This window comes from Sphingomonas sp. (genome assembly GCF_036388215.1).
Taxonomy (GTDB): domain Bacteria; phylum Pseudomonadota; class Alphaproteobacteria; order Sphingomonadales; family Sphingomonadaceae; genus Sphingomonas.
This window is the reverse complement of record NZ_DASVSH010000031.1, coordinates 183,926-198,887: the sequence shown is the minus strand read 5'-3', so window position 1 is coordinate 198,887 and position 14,962 is coordinate 183,926. Positions and strand designations below refer to the sequence as shown.

General features: G+C 65.4%; 15 protein-coding genes. 9 read left to right on the top strand and 6 right to left on the bottom strand.

Annotated features, from left to right (window positions below; translation table 11 throughout):
• Positions 1-220: 220 nt before the first annotated feature.
• Positions 221-2,953: a Tat pathway signal sequence domain protein gene (locus VF617_RS13490; RefSeq protein ID WP_331015407.1), complete on the top strand. Its 2,733-nt coding sequence runs from the start codon at positions 221-223 to the stop codon at positions 2,951-2,953.
• Here VF617_RS13490 and VF617_RS13485 read toward each other — a convergent pair.
• Positions 2,926-3,534 carry an alpha-ketoglutarate-dependent dioxygenase AlkB gene (locus tag VF617_RS13485; RefSeq protein ID WP_331015406.1) on the bottom strand — a complete coding sequence of 203 codons (609 nt, stop codon included), beginning with the start codon at positions 3,532-3,534 and terminating at the stop codon, positions 2,926-2,928. The genes VF617_RS13490 and VF617_RS13485 overlap by 28 nt on opposite strands.
• Before the next feature lie 143 nt (positions 3,535-3,677).
• On the opposite strand from VF617_RS13485, the gene VF617_RS13480 reads away from it, so the two are divergent.
• Positions 3,678-3,995 carry a helix-turn-helix domain-containing protein gene (locus tag VF617_RS13480; protein ID WP_331015405.1) on the top strand — a complete coding sequence of 106 codons (318 nt, stop codon included), beginning with the start codon at positions 3,678-3,680 and terminating at the stop codon, positions 3,993-3,995.
• On the opposite strand, the gene VF617_RS13475 is transcribed toward VF617_RS13480, so the two are convergent.
• Both VF617_RS13475 and VF617_RS13470 read right to left on the bottom strand, forming a co-directional pair.
• Positions 3,974-4,894 (bottom strand): 1-phosphofructokinase family hexose kinase, encoded by a 921-nt coding sequence (locus tag VF617_RS13475; protein WP_331015404.1) that lies wholly within the window; start codon positions 4,892-4,894, stop codon positions 3,974-3,976. The genes VF617_RS13480 and VF617_RS13475 overlap by 22 nt on opposite strands.
• The gene (locus tag VF617_RS13470) at positions 4,891-5,895 is read right to left on the bottom strand and encodes an AAA family ATPase (protein ID WP_331015403.1); all 1,005 of its coding nucleotides are present in this window, start codon (positions 5,893-5,895) and stop codon (positions 4,891-4,893) included. Before VF617_RS13470 ends, VF617_RS13475 begins: the two co-directional genes overlap by 4 nt.
• 183 nt (positions 5,896-6,078) lie before the next feature.
• On the opposite strand from VF617_RS13470, the gene VF617_RS13465 reads away from it, so the two are divergent.
• The gene (locus tag VF617_RS13465) at positions 6,079-6,279 is read left to right on the top strand and encodes a GNAT family N-acetyltransferase (RefSeq protein ID WP_331015402.1); all 201 of its coding nucleotides are present in this window, start codon (positions 6,079-6,081) and stop codon (positions 6,277-6,279) included.
• On the opposite strand, the gene VF617_RS13460 is transcribed toward VF617_RS13465, so the two are convergent.
• Entirely contained in the window at positions 6,272-6,937 is a 666-nt protein-coding gene (locus VF617_RS13460; RefSeq protein ID WP_331015401.1) for a dTMP kinase, read from the bottom strand. The two genes, VF617_RS13465 and VF617_RS13460, sit on opposite strands and share 8 nt — an antisense overlap.
• Before the next feature lie 220 nt (positions 6,938-7,157).
• On the opposite strand from VF617_RS13460, the gene VF617_RS13455 reads away from it, so the two are divergent.
• Positions 7,158-7,511, top strand: a complete 354-nt coding sequence (locus tag VF617_RS13455) for a hypothetical protein (protein WP_331015400.1) — start codon at positions 7,158-7,160, stop codon at positions 7,509-7,511.
• Here the strand turns inward: VF617_RS13455 and VF617_RS13450 are convergent.
• Positions 7,508-8,122, bottom strand: coding sequence for a response regulator transcription factor (locus tag VF617_RS13450; protein ID WP_331015399.1), 615 nt, complete (start codon positions 8,120-8,122; stop codon positions 7,508-7,510). The genes VF617_RS13455 and VF617_RS13450 overlap by 4 nt on opposite strands.
• Positions 8,119-10,449 carry a PAS domain S-box protein gene (locus VF617_RS13445; RefSeq protein WP_331015398.1) on the bottom strand — a complete coding sequence of 777 codons (2,331 nt, stop codon included), beginning with the start codon at positions 10,447-10,449 and terminating at the stop codon, positions 8,119-8,121. Before VF617_RS13445 ends, VF617_RS13450 begins: the two co-directional genes overlap by 4 nt.
• 218 nt (positions 10,450-10,667) lie before the next feature.
• Here VF617_RS13445 and VF617_RS13440 point away from each other — a divergent pair, with 218 nt between their 5' ends.
• From VF617_RS13440 to VF617_RS13420, 5 genes are all read left to right on the top strand, one after another.
• Entirely contained in the window at positions 10,668-12,086 is a 1,419-nt protein-coding gene (locus VF617_RS13440; RefSeq protein WP_331015397.1) for an amidohydrolase, read from the top strand.
• Positions 12,086-13,408 (top strand): amidohydrolase family protein, encoded by a 1,323-nt coding sequence (locus VF617_RS13435; RefSeq protein WP_331015396.1) that lies wholly within the window; start codon positions 12,086-12,088, stop codon positions 13,406-13,408. The genes VF617_RS13440 and VF617_RS13435 overlap by 1 nt, the downstream gene beginning before the upstream one ends.
• Before the next feature lie 44 nt (positions 13,409-13,452).
• Positions 13,453-13,842: a hypothetical protein gene (locus tag VF617_RS13430; protein ID WP_331015395.1), complete on the top strand. Its 390-nt coding sequence runs from the start codon at positions 13,453-13,455 to the stop codon at positions 13,840-13,842.
• Positions 13,843-13,977: 135 nt separating this feature from the next.
• Positions 13,978-14,496, top strand: a complete 519-nt coding sequence (locus tag VF617_RS13425) for a hypothetical protein (RefSeq protein WP_331015394.1) — start codon at positions 13,978-13,980, stop codon at positions 14,494-14,496.
• Positions 14,493-14,957: a hypothetical protein gene (locus tag VF617_RS13420; RefSeq protein ID WP_331015393.1), complete on the top strand. Its 465-nt coding sequence runs from the start codon at positions 14,493-14,495 to the stop codon at positions 14,955-14,957. The genes VF617_RS13425 and VF617_RS13420 overlap by 4 nt, the downstream gene beginning before the upstream one ends.
• Positions 14,958-14,962: the final 5 nt, after the last annotated feature.

Genomic DNA, 14,962 nt, shown 5'->3' with positions numbered 1-14,962 from the left:
CTTTTTGTGCCGGGGGTAACCGTCAGCGTGCGCCGAGAAAAATGTGAGATATTCCCTCATGTTGTGAGATTGCCGCCCTGCCAAAGCTGTGAGATTGTCGTAAGTGGCTACGACGGGGGGAGGGGGATTGGCATGGCCTGACCGGCTGGGCCTCCGTCCCCATCGAAGCGCGAACGATTTAGGACGGGATGCGGGAATGATTGTGAACAGGCGCGGTTTCATGGTTGGCACGGCCCTTTCGACGGGAGTGCTGCTGAGCCCCCGGGGGGCCTGGGCCGGAACGACCGCGGCGGCCGCACCTCCCCTCGACGCCGCGATTCGCTGGCTGGATGGCGCCCCTCCGGCGCTGCACGAAGGCGTAACCTGGGGCGTGCCCTGGCCGCGCGGCACGAAGCGCGCGAAGGCGACCTTCGCTTTGCGGGATGCGAGCGGCCAGCCGGTCCCGGTGCAGACCTGGACGACGGCGACTTGGCCCGACGGTTCGATCAAATGGACCGCGCATGCGATCCCGGGGGGAGCCGCGCAAAGCCCGGCGCTCAGGCTTGAGGCTGGGCGCCCCGCTGCGCCGCCGCAATCGATATCTATTGCGGATCGTGGGGAGGCCATCGAGGTCGCCAGTGGCGCGCTGCGCTGGCGCATCGCCAAGAAGGGTGAGAAGCTTATCCTTTCGGCGCATAATGGCGCGCGCGAGACACTTCGCGATGTGAGTCTGGTCGCCACGGCGCAGGACCGGCCCGATAGCGAAGCCGAGGAGAGCGTAGCGCGCCGCCGCTATGTCGGCGAAGTGACCTCTGCGGTGGTCGAGCAGCCCGGGCCGGTTCGTGCGGTGGTCAAGGTGGAAGGGCGGCATCGCGGTGGAGACCGCACATGGCTGCCTTTCACGCTCCGCCTCTATTTCCATGCCGGTTCGGAAGCGGTGCGCATCGTTCACAGCTTCATCTTCGACGGCGACGAAAAGAAGGATTTCATCCGCGGGCTGGGCCTGAGCGGCGTCGTACCGATGGAGGATATGCCCTATGATCGCCATGTCCGCTTTGCCGGCGCGGGCGACGGCGTGTGGGGCGAGGCGGTGCAGCCGCTCACCGGATTGCGCCGTGATCCAGGCCGTCCCTTCCGTGAGGCGCAGGTGGCGGGCCGCAAGACGCCCCCGGCGGATCAGATGTCCGGGGCGGTGCGCGCCAATGTCGCCTTCATTCCGCAATGGGGGGACTTCACGCTCTCGCAGCCCAATTCGGACGGCTTCGCGATCACCAAGCGCACCCGTGCCGGCCATGGCTGGATAGAGGCCGATTCGGGCACGCGCGCGAGCGGCCTGGGGTTTGTCGGGGGCGCGGCAGGCGGCGTGGCCTTCGGCATGCATGATTTCTGGAAGCGCTGCCCCGTGCGGCTCGATGTTCGCGATGCGCATACCGATGCGGCCAGCTTCACGCTCTGGTATCATTCGCCCGATGCTCCGGCGATGGATTTGCGCTTCTATCATGACGGGCTGGGCATGGAGAAATACGCAGAGCAGAATCGCGGGCTCGACGTCACATATGAGGATTTCGAGCCGGGCTGGGGCACGCCCCATGGCGTGGCGCGAACCACCGAATTCATGCTCTGGGCAATGCCCGCGACTCCGGCCCGCGAGCGTTTCGCCAACATGGCCGGGGCCATCAGCAAGCCGCCCCGGCTCATGGCCACGCCGGAACGGATCCATCAGGCGGGCGTGTTCGGCGACTGGACTTTGCCGGATCGCTCGACGCCGATGCGCAAGGCAATCGAGGAGCAGAACGATTATCTGCTGCGCTTCTATCGCGATCAGGTGGAGCAGCGCCGCTGGTATGGCTTCTGGAACTATGGCGATGTCATGCACACCTATGATTCCGACCGGCATGTCTGGCGTTACGACATAGGCGGGTTCGCCTGGGCGAATAGCGAGCTCTCGCCCGATCTGTGGCTATGGTACAGCTTCCTGCGTTCGGGCGATGCGGACGTGTTCCGCTTTGCCGAGGCGATGACGCGGCACACCGGCGAAGTCGATGTCCACCATATCGGCCGCTTCAAGGGCCTGGGCACGCGGCACGGCGTGCAGCATTGGGGCGACAGTTCGAAACAGCCGCGCGTTTCCACCGCGGGTTATCGCCGCATCTATTATTATCTCACCGCCGACGAGCGAGTGGGGGATCTGATGCGAGATCTGGTCGACAGCGACAAGACGCTCGCGCATGTCGAGATCGGCCGCAAGGTCGGCGCCCGGCCGGGTGGCCCGGAGGCGGGATCGGGGGCTACGGTCCAGGCCGAAAAGCCGCTGCGCGAGGGCGAGATCACCATGTCGTTCGGCACGACCTGGTGCTCGCTGGTGGCGGCGTGGCTGACCGAATGGGAACGCACCGGGGATCGCAAATGGCGCGATCGGATCGTTGCGGGCATGACTTCGATCGCGGCGCTCCCCAAGCAATGGTTTGCCGGCGGCGCTACCTACGATCTCGCCAGCGGCCGCTTCACCAGCGGGGGAGACAAGGTGAGCATCAGCCATCTCAACGCGGTCTTCGGCGCGGTCGAAGTCAATTCGGAGCTATGGGACCTGGTCGATGTGCCCGCCTATAAGAACGCCTGGCTGGATTATTGCGCATTCTACAATGCACCGCGCGACGAGTTTTTCGCCAAGACCGGCTCGCGCGCTGCCGCCGGCAATTTGAAAGAGGGGCATTCGCGGCTCACCGCATTCGCCGCGAGCAAGCGCAACGATCCCGCGCTCGCCCGTCGGGCCTGGGAGGAATTCTTCTCAGGCGATGCCGGGCTGGGCATGGGCGTGGCGATCAGGGCCCGCAAGATCGAGGGCAGCGTCGTTCTCAAGCCTGTCGATGAATCCCCGCGGGTCTCCACCAACGCCGCATCGCAATGGGGACTGGCGGCGATCCAGAATCTTGCGCTCGCCGGCGGCTATCTGGAGGCGTCAGCGCCCAAATAACGGGCGCCGGCCTTGTCGGTCATCGAGCGGAAGGTGATCGACCAGCGCGGCACATCCATCGGCGCGATGCTGTGTTCCCACGCATGCCGCGCTTCGCCGCTCAGATGATAGGCCGAGCGTGACGCAAGTGGTGCTGCGAAGCGCTGGAAGCCGCCCTCGGCTCGTCGCCGCCGGAGCCGCAAGGTAGCCGGATTGCCGAGCGAAATGCCGATAACGTGCTCGAACACCGGCCGATCGCGATGCCAGCCGATCCCTGCGCCGGGATTGTAGCAGGTCACCAAAGCATGGACCAAGGCCTCGTGCGCTAATCCCGCGAAGGCCGCCGCACGCTCGCGCAGAGGCAGCAGCCACTCAGGGATCGGTTCTGCCTGGCTGAAGCTTGCATCGTGGAAATCATAACGCCACCCGAAGCTCGCGGTCAGCCGCTTTCCCGTCCACCCCTGGAAGCGGAAAGGCGCGAGGCCGGCTTCGTCGATCGCCGCAATAAGCGCGGCTTCGTCCTCAGGAGAGATGATGTCGGTGCGATAGGCGAGTCCCGGCAAAGCGGGCGCGCCGAACAGATCGGGAGTTTGACTGGCCACGGATCACTCAGGCGGAATGTGGGAAACACTGCGGAAATAGACAGGAAGTTCGGGGCACGATTTAGCGCATTTTTTCCAAAATGCCTTCACTTTCCGCAAGATAGCGATTGCCACGCCGGGCTTTCCTGCCTAGCGGTCCCGGCGTGAAAGACGAACTAATTGCTGTAATCGACCGAGCGTCGCTGTTCCTCAAGGCCCTGTCCGGCCGCAGCCGTCTGCTCCTGTTGTGTCAACTCCTCGATGGTGAGAAATCGGTCGGCGAACTCGCGCGGCTGACGGACTCGCGCGATACCGCCGTGTCGCAGCAACTCGCTTTGCTGCGTCGCGAGGGCATGGTTTCCGCGCGCCGCTCGGGCCAGATGATCTTCTATTCGCTCGCGAGTGATGAAGCGGTGCAGATGCTGAAGGCGCTGCACGGCCTGTTTTGCGAGCCCGCCGCTCAGGACGAGCTCGCGGCGTAGAGCCGTTCTACATCCTCCGCCCGGGCAAGTTCGGTCGCAGGAGTCATCAGGGTCGCCGCTCCCGCCGCAATGCCATAGCGCAGTGCGTCCTCAAAACTGCCGCCGCGGGCAAGGGCAAGCGTAACCGCGCCTACCATCGAATCGCCCGCACCCACTGCGCTCCTGGTCTCGACCTTGATCGCCGGCAAGCGATGCTCGATTCCGTCCGCGACAAGCAGCGCGCCTCGCTCGGCCAGCGAGAGGATGATCGCCTCGGCGAACCCGCGGTCCCGCAGCGCATGTGCGGCCGCTACTTCGTCCGCCTCGGTCGCGACAGGCTTGCCGAGCATGTCCTCGACTTCGCGCAGGCTCGGCTTGAGAAGATAGATGCCCGCGCCTTCGCACGCGGCCAACGCGGGACCCGAGGTATCGACGATCAGCCGGGCGTCTCGCTTGCGCGCGACTTCGCCCAGCTGCCCGATGATCGCCGGATCGCATCCCGGCGGCAGGCTGCCGCTCGCGACGATATGCGTAACTCCGGGCAGCACTGCGAGTGCATCGAGCAGCGCGGCGATCTCGCCTTCGGTCAGCGACGGGCCAGGCAGCACGAAGCGATACTGCAACCCGCTCCCTCCCTCATCCACGGTAAAACTCTCCCGCAGCGCACCGGCGACTTTCACGGGTGCGATCGACAATCCAGCATCGCGCAACAATCTCTCGAAAAGTTCTCCTGCCGGCCCGCCGCAAGGAAACACGGCGGTCACGGCTCCTCGAAGCGTGTGGATTACCCGCGCGACATTGATCGCGCCGCCGCCCGGATCGTAGCGCGGCGCGACGCAGCGCAATTTGTGCGTGTGCTGCACCTTGTCGGTGCTGGTCGTTACATCAAGCGCCGGATTAAGCGTGAGAGTCGCGATCACCGGGGCTGTGCCCGATCGAGGGCCGCACGCGCCGCGGCCACGATCAGTTCGGTCGGTCGGTTCACGCGGATGCGGTGCCAGCTCGCCAGCTCTCCCACGGACCGCCGCGATTGCTCACGCACCACGTCCACGCCGGCGTCCGAAGCGTCACCGCTCCGCTGTGCGACGCGGGCGAGCCGGTCGCGCTCGGGCGCTTCCAGCCAGATGCCGGTGAACGGCACGCGTGCCCTGTGTGCTATGGCCGCGGCCACGTCGCGCTCGCTGCGGCTCATGAACACGGCGTCGAGGATCACGCTGCTCCCACAGGCGAGGTGGTCGTCGGCCGATTCGAATATGGCTTCATAGGTTTCCCGGTCGCTACGCTGGGTATAGTGCGCGGGGGGCAGACGCGTTTCGGGTGGGAGCCCGGCGAGCCGTTTGCGAAACACGTCGGAGCGGAGCACCCGCGCACCCGGCGCCCGCCCGATCCGGTTTGCGATCAGTCGCGACAGTGTCGATTTGCCGGTTCCTGAAAGCCCCCCGACGGCTACCAGCCGGGGCGGGGAGGGCGCGAGGATCGCATCCGCAAGCTCCGCATTCCCGGCGCGAAGCGACAGATAGAGCGGCAGCAATGCCCATCCGGTGGCCCCCTGCGGAGTCACGTCGAGATAGCGGTTGGCAAGTATGTTCGCCTCGGCGGTGCGGCCAAGCGTGACCAACGCGACGAGCGGATCGGCGAGATCGTAGAGAATATCGGCGCCGCCGCTCTCCAGGGTTCGGATGCGCCCGGTCGCGGCGCGGCGCTCTAGCTGCGGGCGGTGCCGGTCGAGTTCGAGACGCTGAACGGGCGTGCGCGCCACTTGCGTAAGGAGGCAATCGAAGGCGGCGGCCTCGGCAAGGACTAAACCCGCATGGCGCTTGCAGATTGCGTCTGAAGCCGCCCGGATCGCGGCCACGTCCAGCCCGCCCCCGCTGAGCAGGGCCTGCAGCGATGCGTCGCGATGTGCGGCGTTCGCCGCCATTCCGTCCCTCCGCCGACTCTCACGATCTGCGACCAATAGCGGAATGCAAAGCGACCGGGAGCGAATTTTGGGATCAATTATCGGGATGCCCCCTCGGCCCCCCCGCTATTAACGAAAGCCCTGCTGGCTTGATCGCGATGGCGGGCAAGCGGCTGAAACTTGCCGGTTACACCGAAGTCAGCGGTGTCTGCACCCGCCCCCAATTTCGCGGCCGGCGGACTCGCCGCCATGCTGGCCCAGGCGGTGGCGGGGCGCATCGCGGGGCGCGGCAAAATCCCATTCCCCCACGCATATGCGCACAACGGGAACGCGATTGGCTTGTATGAAGCGCTGGGCTTTCGATTGCGGCGCGAGCTGGTGATCACGGTGCCCTCGCCTATTTGAGGCTGATATGCCCGACGATCTCTGCAACGATGTCATCAGGGGAGCGCATCGCGCCGCTCTCGCTGGCGCGCACGATGCGCCAGGGGCCGAGCAGATCGGCTGCGACGATCGCTTCGTAATTGGCGCGCACCCGCTGCTGAAGTGCGACATCCGCCTCATATTCGTCATAGGTTTTCGGCGTGTAGCTCCGCTCCGCCTTTTGCAGGATCATCGCCTTAGCCAGTTCCCAAGGCGTATCGAGATAGATCGACAGCGTCGGCACGGGCAGGGCGAACTGGCCGGTTTCGAGCGCCAGGATCCAGTCCATCAGGGTGCGGGCCTCGCTCTCGTCCACCCGAGCCGCCTGATAGGCCATGTTGGACGCGACATAACGATCGAAGATCAGCACGTCGCTGCCCTCGACGGCCTCAAGGATCGACGCGCGCCATTCGAAGCGATCGAGCCCATAAAGCGTGGCGGCCGCATAAGGCGTCACTGCCACGCCGATATCGCCCGCCATGTAGCGCCCGATCGTCACGCCTGCGACGGTTTCGCCATAGCGGGGGAAGCCGATCACGCTCGCCGTGCGCCCGGCGGCGCATAAAGTATCGCGCAGCCGGCTCGAGGTCGTGTTCTTGCCGACCCCGTCGGCCCCTTCGATCGCGACGATGATGCCCATGAAGCGGAGCCTTAGCAGGGTTGTGCGACAAGTCACGGGCGCACGCGGGAGGCCCGTAGCGGAGAATTCCGTAACCCTGCCGCAACGCTGCGCTAACTCCACGGCGCTTACCTATTGGGACCTCAGGCCGCATGGCGGCTGCTTCCGTGTAAGACCGGAGAGGCAGCTATCTGTGCGGCGAATTACGATATCGAAACCCGCGGTTTGCGACGGATATTTCTTGGTCTCGGAAACGCTCCTTTTAGTGCTGATCGTGCAGGAGGCGGGCTTGCGGAGCGCGCTGGCGGCTTCTCTCTCGCTGGCGGGCGCGGACGTGCTGACGGCCGATGACTTCGCCGATCCGCGGCTTGCGCGGCACCGGAGGCGGCCACTAGTGCTGATTACGGACGAAGCCGCCGTGGAAGGGTTCCAAGGCGGCAGCAAGGAACTGGCCCGCGACCCCCGCTGGCTGAAACTGGTGCTTCTGTCGCCGGGCGCGGCGGGTCCGAATGGGGATCCCAAGCTCCTGCGCCTGGACAGGGCCTCCGCGGCGCGGACGATCTCCCGGCTGCTTCCCGAATGGCAGCGCCGCTAGGGGTCTGGGACCATCCCCGCGGCAAAGGCGATGCGTAGCGCTTCGGAGAGGCTGCGCACTTCCAGCTTCTCCATCAGATTGGCGCGATAGATTTCCACCGTGCGCGGGCTGATATCGAGTTCATAGGCGATCACCTTATTTGACCGCCCTTCGATCAGGCCCTTGAGCGTGTCGGTCTCTCGCGGGGAAAGCAGCGCGATGCGCGCCTTCGCGGCGGCGATCCGGGCCGCGATTTCGCCGCCTTGCTCAAGTTGCGCGAAGCCGTGGGCGATTACGTCCATCAGCGTGCTTGCATCATATGGCTTTTCGACGAAATCGAGTGCCCCGGCCTTCATTGCCTGAACCGCAAGACCGACATTGCCCTGGCCGGTCAGGATGATCGAAACGAAATTGGGATTGCGTTCCAGCGCCGTCAGAACATCGAGCCCGCTCGCTCCGGGCATGTGGAAGTCGAGCAGGACTACTCCGGGGTCCAGCTCGCCGATTTCTTCGAGAATGGCGTCGCCCGATCTGTACCCGCGAACGATCAGGTCCGAACGGAGCGACAGCAGACTGTGCAACGATGCGCGAACGGCGTCATCATCATCCACGATATAGATGGTTTTCGTCATGCAGCTCCATCCTGCTCGGCCGCCGGCAAGGTGAACCGGAACGACGCCGCGCCTCCGGGCCGATTTTCCGCTTTCAGTTCTCCGCCATGTGCCTCGATTATGCGCTTGCTGATCGAAAGGCCGATGCCCATCCCTCCATGATCGGTCTTCGTCGTTGAAAATCGCGAAAAAAGCTTGGCCAGCACCTCGTCGGCAATACCCGGGCCCGTGTCTGCTATTTCTATTTCCACTATGTTTTCAGTTACCTTGCGCGATCGTATCGTTATCACGCGCTCGTCCGAGCGGAGATTACGCAGAGCATCTACAGCATTGCGCAACAGGTTGACCAGAACTTGCTGAATTTGAATGCGGTCGGCCAGGATCCAGGCGGCATGCTCATCGAAGTCGAATATAACGCGAATCTGGAACTGCCCTGTGCCTGGGAGCACCAGCTCGACCGCGTCGCGCACGGTACGCTCGACCGATTCAGGGCGAATATCGACTTCTCCGCGGGCCATGAAATCGCGCAGGCGCCGGATGATCTCTCCCGCGCGCAACGTCTGGCCGTTCGCCATTTCCAACAATTCGCCGATCCGCTCGACGTCCTCGCCGCGCTCGATCAGCATTCGCGCGGCGGCAAGGAAATTGGCGGCCGCGCTCAACGGCTGGTTGAGCTCATGCGCGAGGTCGGCGGCCAGTTCGCTCATTGCGCTCAGGCGAGAGACATGCGCCAGCTCCGCGCTTAATTCGCTCAACCGCTCCTCCGCAGCCAGCTTTTCGGTCAGGTCCCGCACAAACATCGTGAAAAGGGCGTGCCCATCAATCCGCGCGACGCCGGCGCGCAGTTCGAGCGGGAAGCGGCGCCCATCAGCGGCTTCGCCGGTAGCCACGATGGTGTCGCCGACCCCGCTGAGCTGGCGCGTCGTTACATATTGCGTGAGCATGGCCGCGTTTCGGTCGCGGTCCGCGCGTGGGGTGAGCATGGTGAAGTCGCGTCCTATCACCTGCTCGCCGCGATAGCCCCATAATCGCTCCGCGGCCGCGCTGAACTGCCGGATCACGCCTTGCTCGTCCATCACGATCATCGCGTCAGGGACGGTATCGAGGATCGAGCGCAGCTGCGCTTCTCGCTCGCGCAATGCCGTCTCGCGCTCCTCCTGGGCAGTCACGTTCAGGATCACGCCGACGGTACGGAGCAAAGCGCCCCTGTCGTCATAGAATGCGCGCGACGATCCCTCCACCACCCGAACGTCGCCATTGGCTTGGATAAAACGGTAGCGATAGCTGAAGCGCGGCGCTCGCACCGCGACAGCGCGCTCGACCACGCCCATAACCACTTCAAGGTCTGATGGCTCGACCAACGCCGCCCAGCTTTCATAATCCGGCATCGAGCCCGGCATTAGGCCCATGCGCTGCTCGGTGCCGGGCGACCAGTTGAACAGGCCCGTGGCGACTTCCCATTCGAACACGCCCAGTTCGTGCGCGGAAGTCGCTGTGGCCAGCCGGTCCTCGCTCGCCCTGAGTGCATCGAGCGATTGCAGGAGCGCGGCCTGACCGCGCATCACGCGGCGCACCGCCCAATAGGCGACCAGTCCCACCAGCACGATGTTAGATATCAGCACGACCAGCTTGTTGCCGAGCGGCGAAAGCAGTGCGCCGGCCTCGATCGCCGTGCCAAGCAGCGACGGCGCCAGCGGAAGCAGGAGCACAGCCGGCAACAATATCTGCAGCATGTGCGGCTGCGGCTGACTCGAGCTCAGCAGACGCACCAAGCCGAAGCCGCTTTGCCAGGAGATGAAAGCCGCCACGAGCGACACAGCGATCACAGCGGAGGGCGCCGAGATGCGATAGGCCTGCGCGAGCGGATCGTCGGGCGTCGCGAACAGGATGAGGATCGCAGCGGCGGAGGCGGTGCCCAGCACGCCGCTGGCGATCAGGCTCGCAGCCTCGTCGCGGCGCCACCGCTTGCTGGTCGAGACATAGGCGGCGCCGGAGACCAGCAGGAAAATCGTGGTTGGGGACGCGCCTGGCCTGCCCGGATGCGCGAAGCCGAATTCCGGCAGCGAGCTGCCGAACAACAGCCGGTCGGTGCCGAGGTCCACGCGCAATATATTCTGAAGGAGTGACAGCGCGGCGATGGCGACCGGGATTACCCAAAGCAACTGGGCGCGCCTGGACTCGCCGCGTATCGCGAAAACAAAGCCTAGCGAAAGCGCGAAATATCCCGCCGTCGTCAGCGGCCAGATCGGCCGGCTTTCCACACCGAAGCCGCGCAGCGCCGGCGCATCGAACACCCATCCCGAAAAGGCGAGAAGGCTGCAAAGGCACGCGAAGGCAGCGAACCCCACCGCTGCCTTTCGGCTTATCGACCACGCTGAATTAGTGTCGGGCAAAGCCTTCACCTCTGGCGCCATGCTAATCCTCAAAACAGGAAAGTCTAATCGGTTCGCCCGATACGGATGAATCGTGCAGGCGATGGTCGCCGCGTCTTGCCAAAGCCCGCCGCGACCGCGATCACTTCGGTCGTGGCGCCGCCCCGAGCGCCAGCGTCAGGAAGGAATCGCGCTTGATCCGTTCGACCTTGTTAGCGGGGGCCGTGCTCGGCCTCTCGGCATGCACTGCCAGTGGCGGAAAGGTGCAGACCGCGACTCGCGAAGCCCCGCCGCCAGGGCCAGGCAAGGGAAAGGGCTACGACCACGATCCGTATCCCTCCACCTACCGCGCTTATCCCGGCGCGCCGACGCTGGTGACCAATGTCACTATATTCGATGGCGAAGGCGGGCGGATCGATGGCGGCTCGGTGCTGTTCCGGGATGGCAAGATCGTCGGCGTCGGGCCGGGGCTCACCGCCGAGCCGGGGGTGACCGTGATCGACGGCGCGGGCAAGTATCTCACTCCCGGCGTGGTCGATATCCACAGCCATCTGGGCGATTATCCCTCCCCCGGTGTCGCGGCGCATCAGGATGGCAATGAAGCGACTTCGCCCGCCACGCCAGAGGTCTGGGCCGAGCACAGCGTCTGGCCGCAGGATCCCGGTTTCGGTCGCGCACTCACTAATGGCGGCGTCACCACGCTTCAGATTCTCCCCGGTTCTGCCAACCTGTTCGGCGGGCGCTCGGTGGTCGTGAAGAACGTCTACGCCCGCACGATGCAGGCGATGAAGTTTCCCGGCGCGCCTTATGGCCTCAAGATGGCGTGCGGCGAAAATCCGAAGCGCGTTTATGGCAGCAAGGGCCGCGCGCCTTCCACGCGCATGGGCAATATCGCAGTCGATCGCCAGACCTGGGCGCGCGCGCAGGAATATGATCGCCGCTGGGACAAATATGAGGAAAGGGGTGGCGAGGCGCCATCGCGCGACATCGCAATGGACACGCTGAGGGGTGTGCTCGACGGCGAGATCCTCGTCCAGAACCATTGCTATCGCGCCGACGAAATGGCGATCGTCATGGATATGGCGAAGGAGTTCGGATATCGGGTCACTGCCTTTCACCACGCGGTCGAGGCCTATAAGATCGCCGACCTGCTAAAGGCGAACGGCGCCTGTGCAGCGGTGTGGGCCGATTGGTATGGCTTCAAAATGGAGGCCTATGACGCGGTCTCCGAAAACCTCGCCATCCTCGATAATGAGGGCGCATGCGCGATGATCCATTCGGATGACGAGAACGGCATTCAGCGCCTCAACCAGGAAGTGGCGAAGGCGCGCGCGTCGGGTAATAAGGCCGGCTTCAACATCTCGGAGGAAGCCGCATGGAAGTGGCTGGCGATCAATCCGGCAAAGGCGCTGGGGATCGCTGACAGGACCGGCAGCCTGAAGGCCGGCAAGATGGCCGATGTCGTGCTGTGGAACGGCAATCCGTTCAGCGTCTACACTCGGCCTCAGATGGTCTGGGTGGATGGCGCCCTTCTCTATGATGCCAACAATCCGCGGCTGCGACCGGTTTCCGATTTCGAGCTTGGCCAGCCCGGCGAAGGGGATGTGAAGTGATGACTAGGCATCTCCTTCTGAGCGCGGCCGCCACGCTCGCTTTCGGCACTTTGCTCTATGGCCCGGCCGCCGCGCAGACCGTGGCGATCACCAACGCCAAGCTCGTCGTGGGCGACGGTTCTCAGCCGGTCGAGGGCGGCACGGTGGTCATTCGCGACGGCCGTGTGGTCGCGGCCGGGCAGGGCGTCGCAACACCTGCTGGCGTACCCGTGATCGATGCGGGCGGAAAATGGGTGTCCCCCGGCATCTTCGCCGGCTTCACCCGGATGGGCATCGTCGAAGTCGATGCGGTCAACACCACCAACGATGCCTCGGCCGGTAGTTCGCCCTTCAATGCCGCGCTCGATGTCGCGCCGGCGGTGAACTCGCATACCAGCTCGATCGCGATCAACCGCGCGGAGGGGGTCACGCGCGCCGTGGTCGCCCCAGAGACGAGCACCGGCTCGATCTTCGCCGGGCAGGGCGCGGTGATCGACCTTGCCTCCGATATGGACCCGGTATCGCGTCCGCGTGCCTTCCAGTTCATGGAATATGGCGAAACCGGCGGCCAGCAGGCCGGGGGCAGCCGCCCCGCGGCAGTCGCAATGCTCAGGAACGCATTGTTCGAGGTCCGCGACTATCTGCGCACGCCCGCCCGATTTGCCGATCGCGGCAAGGATGCCTTGCTCACCCGTGCCGATGCCGAGGCGCTTGCCCCCGTGGCGCAGGGGCGGGTTCCGCTGCTCGTCCATGTCGAGCGCGCGTCGGACATCCTCGTCCTGCTCGGCATCAAGCGCGAATTTCCTGCACTTCGCCTCGTACTTGTCGGCGCTGCCGAAGGCTGGACGGTTGCGCGTGAGATCGCGGCCGCCAATGTGCCCGTCATGGCCAACGCACTCAGCGACTTGCCCTCTTCGTTCGAGAAGCTTGCCGCGACCCAGTCCAATATCGGGCGGATGAAAGCCGCCGGAGTACTTGTCGGCGTCGGCACGCTGGGACAGGACGAGGCGCGCCAGGCGCGCTGGGTCAAGCAATATGCCGGCAATCTCGTCGCGCTCGGGCGCATTCCGGGCGCTGCCGGACTGGATTGGGGCGCGGCCTTTGCGGCGATCAGTTCGAAGCCTGCAGAAGTGATGGGGATGGGGGGCGATTTCGGCTCGCTCCGCCCCGGCCGGCGCGGCGACGTGGTGATCTGGGACGGCGATCCGCTCGAGATCGGCACGACTGCTCTACAGGTCTTCATCGACGGAGTAGAGCAGCCGCTCGCGAGCCGCCAGTCGCGCCTCAGGCAGCGTTATCTGGACCCCAAGGAAGGCGCGCTGCCCAAGGCGTATCAGCGCTGAGGACCATTCATTCCGGGGCAGCATGAACCCGCACAGGAGAGAATATGCGCACGATAATCCTGCCCACAATGGCCGCCCTTGCGCTCGTCGCGTGCGATGGACGAGCGCCAGAGGCGGAGCGCAACGTGACTACCGCCAGCAGGGACGACCCGGCCAATGCCGACGCGGAGGCCAATGCGACCGGCAATCGGATCGAGCCGGAAAACGCGCTAGCCGCGGTGCTCGCGCTGAACGACCGCCAGCGCAACGGAGTGTTCGTCCGGGCGCTGATGGATGCCGGAGTTCCCTGTGATGGCGTTACCGAATCGACTCGGCTGCCCGATCAGGATGGCAAGCCGCTGTGGCGCGCCGACTGCAAGGCGCCGGGCGGCAGCCACATGATCTCGATCACACCCGAGGGCATGGCCCAGATCGTTACACGCACAGATCGCTGACAAAGAATAAGGAGCGCCCTCAGGGGCTCCTTATCAGGCGGGAGATATAGGCGTCACAGCGCTACGACCCCGCCATCGTCCTTGGTGACCGTGACAGCTTTGCCCTGCGCCGCGCCCGCCGCTAAGCAGTGCGTAATGCGAATGGCTGCTCCCGATCCCGACCCCACACCGATGCCCGGCAAAACGCTTGCCGCACGGACGGGCACTATGTTGCACCTTCGGACCCCGACTTGGGAAAGGGCGGCGGCGGTTGCCGTCCTCATCGCGCTCGCGCCGCTTTTCACAATTGCGGGGGCCAAGCTGTTGCTCCAGCACGAGCGCGCGGCGACGGCGCGGCTTCAAGAAGAACTCGGGCCCAGGCTGGCCGCCGAACAGGCGGCCCGAAACGCACGCGCCTCGCTTGACGCGACCGTTCGGCGCCCCGCGATGAGTACGACGCTCGAAGCGCTGGCGCGCGGGCTTCCCGCCGACGCCTCGCTGTGGCGCGCCGAACGCACCGCGCAAGGGGCGCTCGAACTCGATGTCACCACCGCCGATCCCGACAAGCTGCGCGCGACGATCCGCCGCGCGCCCGAACTTGCCGGGCTTCGCGACAGCGGCCAGCGCCAGGGTGACGGTACTATGCTGGTTTCTCTTCGCGAGGATGCGCGATGAGGTGGCCGCCGATCGCAATCGGGGCCGGCGCCGGGCTGCTTGTTGCCTTGCTTCTCGCTCCCGCGACCGGAACCGCCCTGGGCAAGCTCGCAACGGCGCGCGCCGAGCATGCGCGGCTGGCCGGGCTAGCGGCCAGCCCGGCCCTCAATACCCCAATGGTCGCACCTGGCCTGGCGCTCGCGGTTGGCGATATTGCCGCCGCACGGGCAGCGATGATGACGCGCGTGCAGACATTGGCGCGGTCTGGCGGCGTGCTGGTGGAGGAGACGAGCGCGGCACAGGCGGCGGAGGGCCTGGCCGCGCTGCGCATCCGGGTTTCGGGCGCGGAAAAGGCAGTGATTGCACTGGCAGATGGAGTCGAGCGCGCCCGGCCGATGATGCGCCTGCGTCGCTGGCGGGTAGAGCCGATCTCCGGCGGCGGCGTGCGGCTTACCGGCGAGATGGTGACGGCATGGCGCTAGAGGGG